Consider the following 15,726-nt stretch of genomic DNA (forward strand, 5'->3'; position numbering starts at 1 on the left):
GTGATGGTTTTCGCACTTCAGCCGGTCCGGGTTGCCCCTAATGTTGCGCGGGCTACGGACGGGCGCGGCTGACACCATGGTGTTCGTCGCCGGCAGGCTGAAGGGATCCAGGGATGTTCCGCAAGGTGCTGGTCGCCAACCGTGGAGAGATCGCCATCCGCGCTTTCCGCGCGGGCTACGAACTGGGCGCGCGCACGGTCGCCGTCTTCCCCTACGAGGACCGCAACTCACTGCACAGGCTCAAGGCCGACGAGGCCTACGAGATCGGAGAGGCGGGGCACCCGGTACGGGCCTACCTCTCCGTCGAGGAGATCATCGCCGCCGCCCGCCGGGCCGGCGCCGACGCCGTCTACCCGGGGTACGGCTTCCTCTCCGAGAACCCGGAACTCGCCCGCGCCTGCGAGGAAGCGGGCATCACCTTCGTCGGGCCGAGCGCCCAGACGCTGGAGCTGACCGGCAACAAGGCCCGCGCGGTCGCCGCCGCCCGCGCCGCGGGCGTACCGGTGCTCGGCTCCTCGCAGCCCTCCAACGACATCGACGAACTGGTCCGCGCCGCCGACGAGATCGGCTTCCCGGTGTTCGTGAAGGCCGTCGCCGGCGGCGGCGGCCGGGGCATGCGCCGGGTCGAGGAGCCGGCCGCGCTGCGCGAGTCGATCGAACAGGCCTCCCGCGAGGCGGCCTCCGCGTTCGGCGACCCCACCGTCTTCCTGGAGAAGGCCGTCGTCGACCCGCGCCACATCGAGGTGCAGATCCTCGCCGACGGCGAGGGCAACGTCATCCACCTCTTCGAACGCGACTGTTCGCTCCAGCGCCGCCACCAGAAGGTCATCGAGCTGGCCCCCGCGCCCAACCTCGACCCCGGCCTGCGCGACCGCATCTGCGCCGACGCGGTCCGCTTCGCTCGCGAGATCGGCTACCGCAACGCCGGCACCGTCGAGTTCCTCCTCGACCGCGAGGGCAACCACGTCTTCATCGAGATGAACCCCCGCATCCAGGTCGAGCACACGGTCACCGAGGAGGTCACCGACGTCGACCTGGTCCAGGCCCAGATGCGCATCGCGTCCGGCGAGACCCTGGCCGACCTCGGGCTCTCCCAGGAGACGGTCCGGCTGCACGGCGCCGCCCTGCAGTGCCGCATCACCACCGAGGACCCCGCCAACGGCTTCCGTCCCGACACCGGCCGCATCAGCGCCTACCGCTCGCCGGGCGGCTCCGGCATCCGGCTCGACGGCGGAACCACCCACGCCGGCACGGAGATCAGCGCGCACTTCGACTCGATGCTGGTCAAGCTCACCTGCCGGGGCCGGGACTTCAAGGCCGCCATCGGCCGCGCCCGGCGTGCCGTCGCCGAGTTCCGCATCCGCGGCGTCGCCACCAACATCCCCTTCCTCCAGGCCGTCCTCGACGACCCGGACTTCCAGGCGGGCCGGATCACCACCTCGTTCATCGAGCAGCGCCCGCACCTGCTCACCGCCCGCACCTCCGCCGACCGCGGCACCAAGCTGCTCACCTACCTGGCCGACGTCACCGTCAACAAGCCGCACGGCGAGCGCCCGCACCTGGTCGAGTCGACCTCCAAGCTGCCCGCGCTGCCGGCCGGCGAGCCGCCCGCGGGATCCCGGCAGCGGCTCGTCGAACTCGGCCCGGAGGGGTTCGCGCGGGCCCTGCGCGAGTCGCCGACCATCGGCGTCACCGACACCACCTTCCGTGACGCCCACCAGTCCCTGCTCGCCACCCGGGTGCGCACCAGGGACCTCCTCGCCGTCGCCCCGGTCGTCGCCCGCACCCTGCCCGGCCTCCTCTCCCTGGAGTGCTGGGGCGGCGCCACCTACGACGTGGCGCTGCGCTTCCTCGCCGAGGACCCCTGGGAGCGGCTGGCGGCGCTGCGCGAGGCCGTCCCCAACATCTGCCTCCAGATGCTGCTGCGCGGCCGCAACACGGTGGGATACACCCCGTACCCGACCGAGGTGACCGACGCCTTCGTGCAGGAGGCCGCCGCCACCGGCATCGACATCTTCCGCATCTTCGACGCCCTCAACGACGTCGGCCAGATGCGCCCCGCCATCCAGGCCGTACGCGAGACGGGCACCGCCGTCGCCGAGGTCGCGCTCTGCTACACCGCGGACCTGTCCGACCCGGACGAGCGGCTCTACACCCTCGACTACTACCTGCGGCTCGCCGAGCAGATCGTCGAGGCGGGCGCGCACGTCCTGGCCGTCAAGGACATGGCCGGCCTGCTGCGCGCGCCCGCCGCGGCGAAGCTCGTCTCGGCGCTGCGCAGCGAGTTCGACCTGCCCGTCCACCTGCACACCCACGACACGGCGGGCGGTCAGCTGGCCACCTACCTGGCGGCGATCCAGGCGGGCGCGGACGCGGTGGACGGCGCGGTGGCCTCCATGGCCGGTACGACCTCGCAGCCCTCCCTGTCGGCGATCGTGGCCGCGACCGACTACTCGGAGCGTCCCACGGGGCTCGACCTGCGGGCGGTCGAGGACCTGGAGCCGTACTGGGAGAGCGTCCGCAAGGTCTACGCGCCCTTCGAGGCGGGCCTCGCCTCCCCGACCGGCCGCGTCTACCACCACGAGATCCCCGGCGGCCAGCTCTCCAACCTGCGCACCCAGGCCGTCGCCCTCGGGCTCGGCGACCGCTTCGAGGACATCGAGGCGATGTACGAGGCGGCCGACCGGATCCTGGGCCGGCTGGTCAAGGTCACCCCGTCCTCGAAGGTGGTCGGCGACCTCGCCCTGCACCTGGTCGGCGCCGGTGTGAACCCTGAGGACTTCGAGGCGAACCCGGACACCTTCGACATCCCCGACTCGGTGATCGGCTTCCTGCGCGGCGAGCTGGGCACCCCGCCCGGCGGCTGGCCCGAGCCGTTCCGCACCAAGGCGCTCCAGGGCCGCGGCGCCGCCAAGCCGGTCCCCGAACTGGCCGCCGAGGACCGCGAGGGCCTCGCCAAGGACCCGCGCGCGACCCTGAACCGGCTGCTGTTCCCGGCCCCCACCCGGGAGTTCGAGACGCACCGCCAGACCTTCGGCGACACCAGCGTCCTGGACAGCAAGGACTTCTTCTACGGTCTGCGCCCGGGCAAGGAGTACGCCGTCGACCTGGAGCCCGGCGTCCGGCTGCTGATCGAGCTGCAGGCCGTCGGCGAGGCCGACGAACGCGGCATGCGCACGGTGATGTCGAGCCTCAACGGCCAGCTGCGGCCCATCCAGATCCGCGACCGGGCCGCCGCCTCGGACATCCCGGCCACCGAGAAGGCCGACCGCGCCAACCAGGGCCATGTCGCGGCCCCGTTCGCCGGAGTCGTCACCCTCGCCGTCGAGGAGGGCGCGGAGGTCGCGGCGGGCGCCACGGTGGCCACGATCGAGGCGATGAAGATGGAGGCCACCATCACCGCCCCGAAGGCCGGCCGGATCTCCCGGCTCGCCATCAACCGCATCCAGCAGGTGGAGGGCGGCGACCTGCTGGTCGAGATCGCCTGAGACCGGACCCGCGCGAGGGCGGGGGAGGACCGGCCTCGGCCGGGCCTCCCCGTTCCCGGCCGCGGTTCCCTTCCCCGGCCGGGAAAGGGCTCTCGGCTACGAGCGGGCGAAGTGGGCGCCCAGACGCGCCTTGAGCAGGTTCGGGTCGCGCTGGGTGGAGTAGGCGCTGCCCGCCACGAACACGTCACGGCCGGAGACGGCCAGCGAGGTCGGGTTGGACAGCCCGTCGTGCACGGTGAGCACCGTGGTGCGGGTGCCGTCCGGGCGGACCATGACGACCTCGTTGGACGCGTTCAGCGCGGCGAGCACGACGTCGGAGTGCCCGGGGAAGACGAAGTCGTCGACGCCGGTCAGGCCGGTGGCCCGGGTCTCGGCCGCCCCCGCCGAACCGTCGGCGCGGACCGGGATGCGCAGCAGCGTCCCGCGGTCGCTGTTGGTGACCCAGACCGCGTCCTTGTGCACCTTGACGCCGTTGGCGCCGAAGCCGCCGGCCGGCGCCGGGAGCGCGCGCAGGGCGGCGTCCGTGGACCAGGCCGTCGCCGTGCCGCCGGCCTGCGGGATCCGCCAGACCGTGCCCAGCGTCGAGTCGGCGGCGTAGAGCACCCGGTGCCGTTCGTCCAGGGTCAGCCCGTTGGGCAGGCCGTTCGGCGGCAGCTGGGCGATCCGCTGCGGGGTGCCGCCGCCCGCCGGGATGCGCCAGACGCCGGTCCGGTCGGTGCCGGTGGCGTAGGTGACGTACAGCGTGCCGTCGTGGGCGCGGGCCAGGCCGAGGGTGACGGCGCCGCCCAGCAGGGAGGTGCGGGGGTGGTCCACGGCGGGGAGGGTGGCCAGCACCCGCACCCGCCGTTCGCGGGTGATCCTGGCGACCTGCCGGGCGAAGGCGAAGGTCACGTCGACCGAGCCGGCCCGCTCGGTGACGACGTTCTCGGGCGTCTGCCCGGCGGCCAGGTCGAAGTGTGCGATCGCGTGCGGGCGGGAGAGGACCGGCTCGTCGCCCGCGGCCGGAGCCGCCGCGAGCAGGCCGAGCGCGACCGCCGGGGCGACGGCGGCCGGACGGAGGAATCGGGGCATGTGACCTCTTTCGACGGGAGCGCGAGGCTCCGGCGTACCGGTCACACCAACATGACGTGCCGTCGGTCCCGGCCCGGGTCAGCCCCGGCCGGGACGTCGCCCGCCCGGCGCACGGCGTGGCCCCGCTTGCCGCGCAGCCGGGTGACGGGCTCCGCTCAGTTCCACAGCGGATAGTTCATGACCTGCGTGTATCCCGCCGGCTTGGCCCCGCTGTAGTTCAGGCTCAGCCGCGTGAACTGCTCCACGTTCGGGTGCTTCGTCCAGGCCGTGGGCCGGTCGAGCCGTACCGTCACCGGGTACTTGCGGAAGGTGCCGGCCGCGCAGTTCGGCTTGCAGTCGTTGACCGCGTTCACGCCGTGCCCGACCGCGGTCCTGTCGTTCCACTGGGTCCAACGCATGCCGGTGAGCACGCTGTTGCCGTCACCGCAGGCCAGCAGGAAGTCGGTCGGCCGGAACCGCTGGTGCCAGACGCAGTCGACCAGCACGGGGTGCTGGACGGTCCGTGCGGAGGCCGGTGTCGGCGGAGTCGCGGAGGCCGTCGTCATGCCCGCCGTGAGCAGCAGGGCCGCTCCGAGTCCGATCGCCGTTCCCACCACTGGTCTGCGCATGGTCGCTCCCACCAGTTCCGCCGTGTGTCCTTCCCTTCGACGCTACGACCGTCCCGCCGGATGTACCACTCGCGCCGTGCGGGCCCGGGAACGCCGCGGCGGGCGGCCCGGACGCCGCTGACCGGCGCCGCGGGCCGCCCGCCCGGTCGGTACGGCCGGTGTCAGCCGTGCTGGACGGTCAGGCCGTAGAACGCGACCCGGGCGCCGTTGGTGGTGCTGTCGGAGGACGACTGGTTGTAAGAGCCCGCCTTGAAGTACTGCTTGTACGGGTTGAACGAGGACGGGATGCCGTAGTGGGTCGTCGAGCCGTTGACGGTCAGGTCGATGGTGTTCCCGCCGGAGACGGCGATGGTGTAGGTCCAGGTCTTGCCGATCGACACATGGCCCACGGTGCGCGTGGTCTGGCCGCCGGACGGGGAGTTCTCGGTGCCGAGGACGATGTCGCCGTTGGAGTGGTAGTACAGCTCCAGGAGCGGCTTGGTGGAGGAGCCGCCGGTGCCGAGGTGGATCTGGCCCACGCACACGTTCTTGGTCACCGAGACCACCCGCAGCGTCGCGTTCATCCGGTGGCTGCCGCCCAGCGACCAGTTGGCCGCGCTGCCGTCGCGGTTCATCTCGCGCAGTTCGGAGCGGGCGTAGTTGGAGTTCGGGGTGGTGACGCCCTTCTCGGGCGCCCAGAAGGTCATCGCGCCGTCGCGGGTGTCGGTGTAGAAGTACGCGTCCTGGTAGCCGTTCGAGCCCTGCAGCCGGGACGAGGAGATGGTGGTCGGCGAGCCGGGGGAGCCGACCGGCTCCTGGAGCTGCCAGACGGACAGGTCGAAGTTGCCGCCGGGCGCCTTGCCCGGGTCCGCGGCTCCCGCGCTGCCGCCGGTGAGCAGGACGAGGGCGAGGGCGAGGCCCGCGGCGGCGGGGGCCGCCGACAGCCGGGAGAGGTTCATGTGGGGGGTCCTTTCGGGGAGGGACGCGTCCGGGGATCCCGGTGTTCATGTCCGTGAACTCCGGACGCATCCATAACCGTCGATGACCCGTGAAGCTAAAGGTCCGAACCAACCCCGTCAAGAGGTTCAGCAGGCTCCCTCGTCCTGCCAGGGACCCCACTCCGAGGCGCCGGGCACCTCGTTCTGGGTCCACCACTTGGCCTTCCAGTTGTGGCCGCTGTACGAGACCTCGTTGCCGGCCGTGTACACCGCCGCCGAACTCCACGCGGTCTTGCAGGAGGTGGACGACGGGGTCGGGGTGGGCGTGGGAGTGGGGGTGGGCGTGCCGGTCGGCGGGGTGACCCCGGCGAACTTCACCGAGTACTTGGCGAAGTCCCAGTCGTTCTGCGCCACGCTGGAGCAGGTCCCGGACGTGGTGCCGTTGTTGTCGGGCGGGCTGCACTGGCGGTCGCGGTTCAGGGACCAGAACGTGAAGCGGTCCATGTGGTGGTTCGTGGCGTAGTCGAGCACCGTCTGGAAGTCGGCCTGGGAGAAGTACTCCCCGGAGTCGCTGCGCCCGTTCATCCCGGAGAAGCCCTCGTGCGCGTAGGCGGTCGCCTGGTCCCAGCCGAAGGTGGACTGCAGGATCGAGTTGAAGTTGGTCAGCGCGCTGGTCTGCGCCGCCGCCCCGCTGAAGCCGCCGTCGAACGGCATGATGGAGAAGTTGTTCGGCGTGAAGCCCTGGGACTTCGCCTCCAGCAGCATCTGCTTGCCGAACCAGCCGGTGCCGTCGGCCGTGCCGGCCGTGGTCACCGAGACGTACAGGCCCGGGTTGTTCTGCTGGAGGATCTTCGCGGCGCCGATCTCGTTCTTGATCGCCGCGGTGTTCTCGTACTCCGGCTCCTCCAGGTCGAAGTCGATGGCGTGCAGTCCGTACTTGGTGATGACCTGCTGGTAGGCCGCCGCGGTGGAGGCGGGGTCTGCGCAGGTCTGGCCCAGCTTGGTGCCGCCGTAGCCGCCGATCGAGACGGAGACGTCGCCGCCCTTGGACCGGATCGTGTTGATGACCGACTGGACGGCCGTGTCCGAGGAGACCGCCGCGGTGCCGCCCCAGGTGGGCGAGCAGCCGCCGCCGTTGGGGGCGAGGACGAAGGCCAGCTGGAAGGCCTTGAGGCCGGTGGCGTCCATGATCGTGGCCGCGTTCGGCGGATTGTTGTCCAGGGGCATGAGGTACGGCGCGGCCGCGTACCAGCGGTTGCTCAGAGCGGTGGTCGCGCCCGAGGCGTTGCTCGCCATGAGCGCGGTCGTGCCGGCGGCGGCGAGGGTGACGGCGGCCGCCGCGCCCAGACATGCGCGAAGGGGTCTCACTGGTGCCTCCAGGGGGAGCCGGGGAGGTGGGGGGTGGTGCCCCAGCTTCCGGAGGTGTCGCGATCACGTCAATAGATTGGACTGGACCAAAGTGCACTTTGGACTAGACCATACGAAGTCTTTACCTGTCGTGCCGGAGCAGTGACGGCCACCCGAAGCGCACCCTGACGCCCGGCGACCAGAGCACGCTGACCGGTGGCCCGGCGGGCTCGGGCAGGCCCGCGGCCGCCACCAGGCCGTCGTCCAGATCGAGGAGTTCGGCCCGGTGCAGCGGCCAGGCCGGGTGCTCGTTCGGCTGATACATGGTGCGCCCGTGCCAGGTGGCGTGCAGCCCCCAGCGTGCGGTCAGGAAGTGTTCGAGCGGCGACGGCTCGGCGATCGGCGGCCCGGTCCGCACGACCGCCCGGCTGCCGGTGGCCGCGCGGCCCCGCCGCCGGCAGGTGTAGGTGACCGTCCCGCCCTCCCGGCGCACCCGCATCGAGGACCACAGGTACGGCACCCCGAACCCGAACCTGCCCGTCAGTGCGGGGAGCAGCCGGGACGCGTCCAGGGACCTGAACACCACGCCGCGGCGGCCCTGTTCGTCCACCGAGTACAGCCGGACGTTCGTCTCGCAGAAGCTCCCCAGATACGGCAGTCCGGGGCCGGGACCGGGGCCCACGCCCCTCATCAGGAACGGCACCAGGCCGACGTAGGTGACGCCGTCCAGGGTGTCCGGCCGGGTGCCGGCGGGCAGCAGCCCCGCGACCCGCTCCGGCTCCACCGGCCAGTGCAGGAAGGTGAGTTCGTGCCAGCCCTGCACCTGGGTGGGCCGCCGTACGGGCCGTGGGGTGACGGTGGTGATCGGCTCGGGTTCCATGGGCAGCGTCCTAGCACGCCCAGGGAACCCCCGTTCGATCGGGGGGTGTGTCGTGGTGCTCGGCGCGCGTGAACGGCAGGTCCGGGCGGCGGGCGTCGAGGCGGTGACGCTGTCGGTCAACTCTCGCTTGCCGCAGGTGTGTTGGCCCCGGAACATCTGACAATCCCCGTGTGCAGAACTCTGGTCGGCACCCCGGACCGTGGGCTACCGTCGGTAACACCCTGCCGTCGCGGCAGTCTCAGACCTGTCTCCCGCACCGCCCGCATCCGTACGGAAGGCACCCCCACCCATGGAGAATCCCAGAGCAGACGCCGGACCGGTCGACGGGATCGGCCGGCCGTCCCGCTTCACCCGCCGTCAGGTGCTGACGGTGGCCGGCGGCACGCTCGCCGGCCTGACCCTCGGCCAGGCCGGGGCGTTCGCCGCCGAGTCCCAGGACGCGGACGCCATCGTCGTCGGCCACGGCCTCGCCGGCCTGGTCGCCACCGCCGAACTCGCCGCCGCCGGACGCAAGGTGCTGCTCCTCGACCAGGAACCGGAGGCCAGTCTCGGCGGCCAGGCGTTCTGGTCCTTCGGCGGCCTGTTCTTCGTCGACTCCGACGAACAGCGGCTGATGGGCGTCAAGGACTCCCACGACCTCGCCTGGCAGGACTGGCTCGGCGCGGCCGGCTTCGACCGGGGCGTCGCCGACCCGAAGGGCCAGGACTACTGGGCCTACAAGTGGGCCCAGTCCTATGTGGACTTCGCCTCCGGAGAGAAGCGTTCCTGGCTGTCCGGTCTCGGCGTGCAGTGGTTCCCGATCGTCGGCTGGGCCGAGCGCGGCGGCGGCCTCGCCGACGGGCACGGCAACTCGGTGCCCCGCTTCCACGTCACCTGGGGCACCGGCCCGGCCGTCGTCGAGCCGTTCGAGAAGAAGGTCAGGGCGGCGGTGGCCGCCGGCAAGGTGACCTTCAAGTTCCGCCACCGGGTGGACGAACTGGTGACCACCGCGGGTGCCGTGACCGGCGTGCGGGGCGCGGTCCTTGAGCCCAGCAGCGCGGCCCGGGGCACCCCGAGCAGCCGTACCGTCGTCGGCGACTTCGAACTGCGGGCGCCCGTCGTGGTCGTCACCTCGGGCGGCATCGGCGCCAACCACGACCTGGTCCGGCAGAACTGGCCGGCCCGGCTCGGCACCGCGCCCAAGTTCATGGTCACCGGGGTCCCCGCGCACGTGGACGGCCGGATGCTGGCCATCACCGAGCGGGCGGGCGGCCGGATCGTCAACCCCGACCGGATGTGGCACTACACCGAGGGCCTGCGCAACTACGCCCCGATCTGGCCCAATCACGGCATCCGCATCCTGCCCGGCCCGTCCTCCATGTGGTTCGACGCGAAGGGCCGCCGCTTCAACTCGCCCGACGTGCCCGGCTACGACACCCTGCACACGCTGGGCTCGATCACCGCCTCCGGCTACGACTACTCCTGGTTCGTCACCACCCAGAAGATCATCGCCAAGGAGTTCGCGCTCTCCGGCTCGGAGCAGAACCCCGACCTCACCAACAAGAACGTCTGGCAGCTGCTGTCGCGGATCTGGCAGACCCCCGAGCCCATCGAGAAGTTCAAGAACAACGGCGCCGACTTCGTGGTCGCCGACAACCTCGCCGCCCTCGTCACCGGCATGAACAAGCTGACCGGCGACAACCTCATCGACCTCGCCGACCTCAGACGGCAGATCGAGGCCCGCGACCGCGAGATCGACAACCCGTACTCCAAGGACGTCCAGGTCCAGGGCATCCGCAACGCCCTGAGCTACATCGGCGACTCCCTCAGCCGTACGGCGCCGATCCACCGGATCCTCGACTCCGCCGCCGGCCCGCTGATCGCCGTCCGGCTCAACATCCTCACCCGCAAGACCCTCGGCGGCCTCCAGACCGACCTGTCCGGGCGCGTCCTGAACAGCGACGGCACCGCGGTGCCCGGCCTGTACGCCGCCGGCGAGGTCGCCGGCTTCGGCGGCGGCGGAGTGCACGGCTACCGCTCGCTGGAGGGCACCTTCCTCGGCGGCTGTCTCTTCTCGGGCCGCCAGGCCGGCCGGGCGGCGGCCGCCGCGACGGCGACCTGACGCGAAGGGCCGGGAAAGTCCGGATCTCTCACCCCAACCCGCCGTGACAGTGGCACTCTTGACAGTGTGCGTACTGTTTCGCGACGTTTGAGCGGCACCTCGGGACCGGCGACGCCGTCGCCGGTCCCGGACGGCCGGCGTCCGGCGGGGAACAGGAGCTGTTCGCGGCAACGGCAGGACGCGGAATCCGCGTGATGGGGGGAGCGGTCGCCCATGCGATCCAGAGGTCAGAGCAGGGGTCCGTCCGGGATCCGGTCCCGGAGTCGTGCGCGGGGCGCCTCGGCGGCCGAAGGGCGGTCGATCTGAGGTGCAGATCACGGTCCACAGACCCGGCGAGCTGACCCAGTCGCTCCGCCGGGCCTGGCATCACGCGATGGACGAGTCGCCGGAGTACGCCAACCCGTTCCTGGCACCGGAGTTCGCGACCGGCGTCGGCCGGTACCGCGGGGGCGTACGGGTGGCGGTCCTGCGTGACGCCGGTGAACCCGTCGGCTTCCTCCCGTACGAGCGCAACGCCCTGGGCGTCGGCCGGGCCGTCGGGCTCGGTCTCTCCGACTGCCAGGCGCTGGTCCACCGGCCCGGAGTCACCTGGGACGCCCAGGAGTTGCTGAGCGCGTGCGGGCTGTCCATCTTCGAGTTCGACCATCTGGTCGCCGAACAGCGGCCGTTCGCCGGTCACGTCACCGGCACCTTCGCCTCGCCGGTGATCGACGTCAAACCCGGCGACGGCGGCTACCCTGACTGGCTGCGGGCCACCTACCCGGGACTGGCGAAGACCACGCTGAAGAAGGAACGGCGCCTCGGCCGCGACATCGGCGAGCTGCGCTTCGCGTTCGACGAACGCGATCCGGCGGTGCTGCGCACCCTGATGCGCTGGAAGTCCGCACAGTACCGGCGCACCGGACGCATGGACCGTTTCGCGCGCCCCTGGATCGTCGACCTCGTGGACCATCTCTTCCACACCCGCGAGGAGCACTTCACCGGCGTCCTCTCGGTGCTCTACGCGGGCGACCGCCCGGTCGCCGCCCACTTCGGGCCGCGATCGAGCACCGTGCTGGCCGCCTGGTTCACCGCCTACGACCCGGAACTGCACTACTACTCACCCGGGTTGATGATGCATCTGCGCACCGCGGAGGGCGCGGCCCGCGGCGGCGTGACCCTCGTGGACCTGGGGCGCGGCGACAAGGAGTACAAGGACTGGCTCAAGACCCGCGAACTGCGGGTGGGGGAGGGCTTCGCCACCCGCGCCCACCCGGTGGCCGCGGCGCACCGGATGTGGCGCCGCCCGGTCCGCGGCCTGCGCAACACCGTGCTCGCCCATCCCCGGCTGCGCGAGCCCGCCGACCGGCTGCTCAGGACGGTCGGCACGATGCGGGCCTCGCGCCGCCCGGAGGGCATCCGCGAGGAGTGAGCCGGCGCCTGCGACCCCGGCCCCCGACCCCGCCCCGGGGCGCGGGCGGCCCGCCGTCTCGTCCGGCTCCCCGGGCCGTGCCCCCGGGACCGTGCCACCCCCTGCGGCTCCCTGGACCGTCCCGCCCGCGGGGCCACGCCGCCCCCTCCCGTCCGTCGCCCCGTCCGCCCCGGCGTCCCTCGTCCTGACCCGTCCGCCGGGCCGGCGCCCTGACCCGTCCGCCGGGCCGGCCGCGAGAATCGGGCCCGCCAGGGCGAGGTCGGCGGCCGGCAGCCGTGGCCGGTGTCCGGACCTCGACGTCATGGCCGGTGTCCGGGCCTCGTCGTCGTGGCCGGTCGTCCATCCGATATTCGGCCTATGATCCTGTCAAGGTGCAAACACCACGGTTCGCCCTGGAAAGGACGTCGCCTCCGCCGGAGTGATCCATGCCCCGCAAGCTCTCAACGGACGACGAGCTGCTGGCCAGACTCAGGACGCTCACCGCCCAGGCGCGTGAGCGGGCCGAGTACCAGCGCTCCCAGGTCGAGCTGGCCATCGCCCTCCAGCGCGGCATGCTGCCCCGGGACCTGCCCGACACCCCGCGCTTCCACCTCGCCGTCCGGTACGCGCCCGCCACCTACGGGCTGAACGTGGGCGGCGACTGGTACGACGCGTTCAAGCTGCCCGACGGCCGCATCGGCCTGTCCATCGGCGACGTCCAGGGCCACAACATCGAGGCCGCCGCCTTCATGGGCCAGGTCAGGGCGGGACTGCGCGCGCTCGCCTCGGTGACCGGCGAACCGGGCGAACTGCTCAGCCGGACCAACGACCTGCTGATCACCCTCGGCAACGATCTCTTCGCCACCTGCACGTTCATGCGACTGGACCCGGAGACCGGGGTGCTGGAGAGCGCGCGGGCCGGTCACATCCCCTTCGTCTGGGCCACCGCGGACGGGAAGTCCGGGATCGGCGAGGACGAGGGCGGGCCGCCGCTGGGCATCGAGCCCGGTACCGAGTACCCGGTGTCCCGGTTCCGGCTCACCACCGGAGGCATGTTCGTGCTGCTCACGGACGGCGTGGTGGAGGGACCCTCGATGAACATCGAGGAAGGACTCGACCAGGTGGCGCGGCTGGCCGGCATCGCCGCCGTCGCAGGACTGGAGGCGCACTCGCTCGCGGCCGCCGTGATCAAGGGCGCGGAACAGGTGGGGCACGAGGACGACGCCGCGGTCCTGGTCATGGGCCACGACGGCCTCGACGGCACGCCCTGACCCCCCGGACGGCGGGCCCCTGCGTCGGCCGAAGGCGGCTTTCGCCTCGCCGACCTGGGCGGACCGGTGTCTGATGGCTGCTGTGGTGGGTATCCAGGAACAGCGCCGGCCGCTCGGGTACGCCGTCCAGGCGCTGGCGGTCGCCACCTGCTACTACGCGGCAGGGCGGCTGGGCCTGCTCCGCCGGCTCACCGTCGAGGGCGCCGTCTTCACCCCCGTCTATCCGTCGACCGGGGTCGCGCTGGCCTGTCTGCTGGTCCTCGGCCTGAACTGCTGGCCGGGCATCGCGCTCGGCGCGTTCTTCCTCGTGCTGTCGCTGGGCACACCCGGACCCGACGTCGTGGGCATCCTCGTCGGCAGCTCGGCCGGTCCTGTCTGCGCCTACCTGATGCTGCGCCGGGCCGGATTCCGTACCGACCTCGGCCGGCTCAGGGACGGTCTGTGTCTGGTGTTCCTCGGGGCGCTCGCCGCGATGCTCGTCAGTGCCACCGTCGACGTGGTCACACTGGTCTGCGCCGGGAAACTGGACGCGGCGAACTTCTGGCCCATCTGGCTGGTGTGGTGGGTCGGCGACGCGATGGGCGTCCTGCTCGTCACCCCGGTTTTGCTGGTGCTGCTCGGCGCCCGATGGCCGCCGCGGCTCAGCCGCTGGAAGGAGACCCTGGCCCTCGTCGTCGGCGCGGCCGTCCTGGTGCCGGTGGCCACAGGCAGCGCTCTGAGCGCGCTCTTCCTCGTCTACCCGCTGCTGATCTGGGCCGCGCTGCGGTTCCGGCTGGCGGGCAGCGCGCCGTGCGCGCTGTTCGCGTCGGTGATGGCCACGATCGCGGCGACGGACGGCGTCGGCGCCTTCACCGGGCTGTCCCATGTCGAGGTGATGCTGAAGCTCCAGCTGTTCAACGGGTCGCTGGCGCTGACCGCGCTGCTGCTGTCGGCCGTGATCACCGAGCAGCGCAACACCCGGCTCTCCGTCGAGGAGGCCTGCCAGGAACTGGCCGAGGCCCTGGAACACCTCAGCGCCCACGACCACCCGGCCGGCCGGGCACCGCCCCAGGACGGGCAGGCACGCCGTGCGGAGGACGAACGGTGACCGGGCGGGACGCCCGGTCACCGTCGCCGTGCCGGTGGGACGCGGTCAGACCGTGCCGCTCGCCGTGATCTTGATCTCGGCCTTCGGGGTGCCGCTCGGGCTGCCGTAGCCCTCGATCTTGTCGACGATGTCCGAACCCTCGACGACCTCGCCGAAGACCACGTGCTTGCCGTCGAGCCACGGGGTCAGCACGGTGGTGACGAAGAACTGCGAGCCGTTGGTGTGCGGGCCCGCGTTGGCCATGCTCAGCAGGTACTTGCGGTCGTGCTTGCGCTGGAAGTTCTCGTCCTTGAACTTCTCGCCGTAGATGCTCTTGCCGCCGGTGCCGTCACCGCGGGTGAAGTCACCGCCCTGGAGCATGAACTGGGGGATGACCCGGTGGAAGCCGGAACCGGCGTAGCCGAAGCCGTGCTGCCCGGTGGCGAGCTCACGGAAGTTGCGGGCCGTGTCCGGGACCACGTCGTCGAACAGGTTGAACACGATCCGGCCGGCCGGCTCGTTGTTGATCGAGATGTCGAAGTAAACCTTGTCGCTCATGCAGGCCAACCTATCGCGAACCGCCCCCCGGCCCCTCCCATGGGGGCGCCGGACCGGGGGTGTCGGGGCAGGAGGCCCCTAGTGACGCCGGTCCAGCCGCGCCAGCACGGCCCGGGCCATGGCCGCCTCGCCCTTGGCGTTGGGATGGGCGGGAGCGGCCGGTGAGGCCGGCTGGAGGGGTTCGATCCAGCGGTCGGCGGGGGCCTTGCACATGTCGTGGCCGACGGTCGGGCCGTAGGTGTCCACGTACCCGGCGCCGTTCCACGCGGCGACCAGGCGCAGCATGAGGTTCAGCCGCTTGCCGACGTCCCGCAGGTAGGGGAAGTCCTTGGTGGCGAAGGGCACCGTCGGATAGCAGCCGCTGCCGTCGTCGGGCAGCAGGTCGGGGTAGCCGACGACCAGGATCCGGGCGTGCGGGGCCCGGGCGTGCACGGCCCGCAGGACCTTGTCGACCTTGGGCGCGGTCTGCGCGATCTTGAGCGTCAGCTGGTCGTGGCCCGAGGCGTTGTAGTACCGCTGACAGGGGTTGCCCGCGAGATCCGTGGCGCCGAGCGCCGCGCAGGTGCCGATGATGGAGCCGAACCCGATGTCGTTGCCGCCGATCTGGACCGTGACCAGGTCGGTGTCCCGCCGTACGGCGTCGAGCTGAGGGCCGTTGGTGCCCTGCGCCTTCCACATCTCCGCGGTCGTCGCGCCCCCGCAGCTCACGTCCTTGAACGCGCTGACGTGCCGGGCCGCCGCCACCAGCGACGGGTAGTTGTGATCGGAGCGGGCGCAGTCGGCGTCGACCTGCGTCGGGATGACGGGACCCGAGGTGTAGGAGTCGCCGAGCGCCGCGTAGCGGGTGCCCCGGTCGTGGCCGCCGTGACCGCCGCCGCCGTGCGCCGCGGCCGGTGTCGTGGACGCGGCGACCAGGGCGCAGCCGCCCAGCGCCGCCGCCACGGTGGCCCTGCGCCGGTTCCGTTTCGCCGAACCGTCCCGCACGGTGCCGTACGCCATACAGATCCCCCCTGGGAACGGGACGCGCGC

12 protein-coding genes are annotated in these 15,726 nt (G+C 72.0%); 5 read left to right on the top strand and 7 right to left on the bottom strand.

The genetic code is table 11. The features are described from left to right. Positions 1-113: 113 nt before the first annotated feature. Complete coding sequence (locus ACIQOE_RS34475) at positions 114-3,488, top strand: pyruvate carboxylase (protein WP_401415657.1); 3,375 nt, start codon at positions 114-116, stop codon at positions 3,486-3,488. Between the two features lie 96 nt (positions 3,489-3,584). Here ACIQOE_RS34475 and ACIQOE_RS34480 read toward each other — a convergent pair whose 3' ends face one another. From ACIQOE_RS34480 to ACIQOE_RS34500, 5 genes are all read right to left on the bottom strand, one after another. Beyond that, complete coding sequence (locus tag ACIQOE_RS34480; RefSeq protein WP_365576371.1) at positions 3,585-4,559, bottom strand: hypothetical protein; 975 nt, start codon at positions 4,557-4,559, stop codon at positions 3,585-3,587. 155 nt (positions 4,560-4,714) lie between these two features. Next, on the bottom strand, positions 4,715-5,167 hold the full coding sequence (locus ACIQOE_RS34485) for a hypothetical protein (RefSeq protein WP_351323800.1): 453 nt from the start codon (positions 5,165-5,167) through the stop codon (positions 4,715-4,717). Between the two features lie 161 nt (positions 5,168-5,328). Next, entirely contained in the window at positions 5,329-6,105 is a 777-nt protein-coding gene (locus tag ACIQOE_RS34490) for a polysaccharide lyase family 7 protein (protein WP_363019804.1), read from the bottom strand. Positions 6,106-6,231: 126 nt separating this feature from the next. Then, on the bottom strand, positions 6,232-7,452 hold the full coding sequence (locus tag ACIQOE_RS34495; protein ID WP_351323797.1) for a carbohydrate-binding protein: 1,221 nt from the start codon (positions 7,450-7,452) through the stop codon (positions 6,232-6,234). A 121-nt stretch (positions 7,453-7,573) separates the two neighbouring features. After that, positions 7,574-8,311 (bottom strand): YqjF family protein, encoded by a 738-nt coding sequence (locus tag ACIQOE_RS34500; RefSeq protein ID WP_401415661.1) that lies wholly within the window; start codon positions 8,309-8,311, stop codon positions 7,574-7,576. A gap of 289 nt (positions 8,312-8,600) precedes the next feature. Here ACIQOE_RS34500 and ACIQOE_RS34505 point away from each other — a divergent pair, with 289 nt between their 5' ends. The 4 genes from ACIQOE_RS34505 (at position 8,601) to ACIQOE_RS34520 (ending at position 14,160) form a co-directional block, all read left to right on the top strand. Next, complete coding sequence (locus ACIQOE_RS34505) at positions 8,601-10,412, top strand: FAD-binding dehydrogenase (protein WP_401415663.1); 1,812 nt, start codon at positions 8,601-8,603, stop codon at positions 10,410-10,412. Between the two features lie 307 nt (positions 10,413-10,719). Continuing rightward, positions 10,720-11,823 carry a GNAT family N-acetyltransferase gene (locus ACIQOE_RS34510; protein WP_401415666.1) on the top strand — a complete coding sequence of 368 codons (1,104 nt, stop codon included), beginning with the start codon at positions 10,720-10,722 and terminating at the stop codon, positions 11,821-11,823. A 425-nt stretch (positions 11,824-12,248) separates the two neighbouring features. Then, positions 12,249-13,073, top strand: a complete 825-nt coding sequence (locus ACIQOE_RS34515) for a PP2C family protein-serine/threonine phosphatase (protein WP_401415669.1) — start codon at positions 12,249-12,251, stop codon at positions 13,071-13,073. Positions 13,074-13,146: 73 nt separating this feature from the next. Continuing rightward, positions 13,147-14,160 carry an MASE1 domain-containing protein gene (locus ACIQOE_RS34520; protein ID WP_365558607.1) on the top strand — a complete coding sequence of 338 codons (1,014 nt, stop codon included), beginning with the start codon at positions 13,147-13,149 and terminating at the stop codon, positions 14,158-14,160. A 45-nt stretch (positions 14,161-14,205) separates the two neighbouring features. Here ACIQOE_RS34520 and ACIQOE_RS34525 read toward each other — a convergent pair whose 3' ends face one another. Beyond that, the gene (locus ACIQOE_RS34525; protein WP_351323786.1) at positions 14,206-14,697 is read right to left on the bottom strand and encodes a peptidylprolyl isomerase; all 492 of its coding nucleotides are present in this window, start codon (positions 14,695-14,697) and stop codon (positions 14,206-14,208) included. A gap of 78 nt (positions 14,698-14,775) precedes the next feature. Further along, a complete protein-coding gene (locus ACIQOE_RS34530; protein ID WP_401415672.1) occupies positions 14,776-15,696 on the bottom strand; it encodes an SGNH/GDSL hydrolase family protein in 921 nt (306 codons plus the stop codon). Positions 15,697-15,726: the final 30 nt, after the last annotated feature.

The organism is Streptomyces sp. NPDC091282 (genome assembly GCF_044757385.1).
Lineage (GTDB): Bacteria > Actinomycetota > Actinomycetes > Streptomycetales > Streptomycetaceae > Streptomyces > Streptomyces gramineus.